Origin of the sequence: Stenotrophomonas sp. 2YAF22 (assembly GCF_052114665.1) — a bacterium.
GTDB lineage: Bacteria > Pseudomonadota > Gammaproteobacteria > Xanthomonadales > Xanthomonadaceae > Stenotrophomonas > Stenotrophomonas indicatrix.
This window is the reverse complement of record NZ_JBFRFE010000738.1, coordinates 1-1,861: the sequence shown is the minus strand read 5'-3', so window position 1 is coordinate 1,861 and position 1,861 is coordinate 1. Positions and strand designations below refer to the sequence as shown.

The 1,861-nt window shown below is 68.7% G+C and carries 3 protein-coding genes and 1 pseudogene; all 4 read left to right on the top strand.

Going from position 1 to position 1,861, the window contains the following annotated elements:
* Positions 1–123: 123 nt before the first annotated feature.
* Complete coding sequence (locus AB4Y84_RS20605; protein WP_165378132.1) at positions 124–546, top strand: YbaN family protein; 423 nt, start codon at positions 124–126, stop codon at positions 544–546.
* Positions 547–675: 129 nt separating this feature from the next.
* Positions 676–915 carry an LPS translocon maturation chaperone LptM gene (gene lptM, locus AB4Y84_RS20600; RefSeq protein ID WP_442244998.1) on the top strand — a complete coding sequence of 80 codons (240 nt, stop codon included), beginning with the start codon at positions 676–678 and terminating at the stop codon, positions 913–915.
* Positions 908–1,759, top strand: coding sequence for a diaminopimelate epimerase (gene dapF, locus AB4Y84_RS20595; RefSeq protein WP_223496618.1), 852 nt, complete (start codon positions 908–910; stop codon positions 1,757–1,759). Before lptM ends, dapF begins: the two co-directional genes overlap by 8 nt.
* Positions 1,756–1,861 (top strand): annotated as a pseudogene (locus AB4Y84_RS20590) (DUF484 family protein); the annotation flags it as partial. The gene dapF and the pseudogene AB4Y84_RS20590, both read left to right, overlap by 4 nt.

Here is a 1,861-nt window from a genome sequence, read left to right as displayed (position 1 = left end):
GTCGTATGCGTTCGTGCTGCAGCAGCTGGGCATCGAAGCGCCCGCTGCCGGCGCTGCGACGGAATGACGCAACGTGGCGGCGGTGATATCGCCGCCGCCACCTGCGCTCGGTATCCTTGCGCGATGAGCCTGCCCGAACCGCCCGCCACCAAGGACCTGCCAGCGCCCACCCGGCCGGTGCGGTTCCGTTGGGCGTGGTGGCTGCTGGCCTATGCCAGCCTGGGCACCGGCATCGTCGGCATTTTCGTGCCGGGGCTGCCCACCACCGTATTCATCCTGATCTCGGCCTGGGCCGCCTCGCGCGGCTCCGAGCGGCTGCACGGCTGGCTGCTGCAGCACCCGCGCTTCGGCCCGGCCATTGCCAACTGGCAGGCACATGGTGCGGTCAGCCGCTACGGCAAATGGATGGCCACGATCACCATGGCAGTGTGCGCCGGCATCATGCTGTGGTGCGTGCCGGTGGCCTGGGTGAAGTGGTTCTCCATCGGCAGCATGACCGTGGTCGCGATCTGGCTGTGGACCCGGCCGCTGCCGCCGGCAGATTGATCTCTCCCGCCGGGCACGGCCCAGCGCTGCCAAGGGTGCCGGGTTGCGGTAGCGCCGGGTCATGCCTGGCGGATGCGTGGCCCCGCATCCTGCACCAACCGCTCAGCCGCCAATGGCTATACTCGGGGCATGAACATCCCCCATCGCAATGTCATCCTGATTCCGCTGGCAGCGGCCTCGCTGCTGTTCCTCGCCGCATGCGGCAACAAGGGCCCGCTGGTGCTGCCGCAGAAGCCGGTGCCGGTGGAAGAAACCGTCGAACCGGCCACCGATGCCGACACCACGCCCGCTGCCACCCAGGATCCCCGCGACGGTAGTCCGTCGGTGACCCCGGACCCTGTCAAGAAGCTGGACGACGGGAATGAGTAAGGCGGTTTCCAACGGCCTGCGCTTCAGCAAGATGCACGGCGCGGGCAACGATTTCGTAGTGATCGACCTGCGCGACGGCACCCCGCCGCCCACCCCGGAACTGGCCGCGCGCCTGGCCGATCGCCATACCGGCGTCGGCTGCGACCAGATCCTGACCGTCGAGCCACCGCGCGCCGAAGGCTCCGTTGCCTCGTACCGCATCTGGAACGCCGATGGTTCCAATTCAGAGCAGTGTGGCAACGGCGCGCGCTGCATCGCTGCCTGGCTGGTGCGCGAGGGTAGTGCGCAGGGCGATCGCTTCGTGATCGACAGCCCGCTGGCCAGCCACGCCGTGGATGTCCTCGGCGATGGCCAGTACGCGGTGGCGATGGGCGTGCCGCTGTTCGATCCGGCGCAGGTGCCGCTGATCGGCTTCGCCCACCCGCGCGAGGAATACCTGCTGCCACTGCAGGGTGAGACCGTGCGCTTCGCGGCGGTGTCGATGGGCAATCCGCACGCGGTGATCGAAGTCGGCCTGGTCGACGCTGCACCGGTTGAGCGCGTGGGTGGACTGCTGCAGCAGCATGCCTCGTTCCCGAAGTCAGTGAACGTGGGCTTTGCCCAGGTGATGGGCCCGGAACATGCGCGCCTGCGCGTGTTCGAGCGCGGCGTGGGTGAAACCCTGGCCTGCGGCAGTGGCGCCTGCGCTGCCGCCGTGACCCTGATGCAGCGCGGCCGACTGCAGCGCGATGCTCGCATCAGCCTGCCTGGTGGCGACCTGCGCATCCAGTGGCCGGGCGATGGCCAGCCGGTGGTGATGGCGGGCCCCACCGCATTCGTCTTCGAAGGGGAGTGGATTGCATGACTGAGACCGTCGACAAGCTCGGTGCCCATGAAGTCGCGGCCTGGTTGCGGCGCCATCCGGGCTTCCTCAAGCAGTTCCCGGACCTGGCGCTGACCCTGGTGG

Coding starts and splice junctions, on each gene's coding strand:
- lptM (WP_442244998.1), top strand. CDS start 676: ATGAACATCCCCCATCGCAATGTCATCCTGATTCCGCTGGCAGCGGCC.
- AB4Y84_RS20605 (WP_165378132.1), top strand. CDS start 124: ATGAGCCTGCCCGAACCGCCCGCCACCAAGGACCTGCCAGCGCCCACC.
- dapF (WP_223496618.1), top strand. CDS start 908: ATGAGTAAGGCGGTTTCCAACGGCCTGCGCTTCAGCAAGATGCACGGC.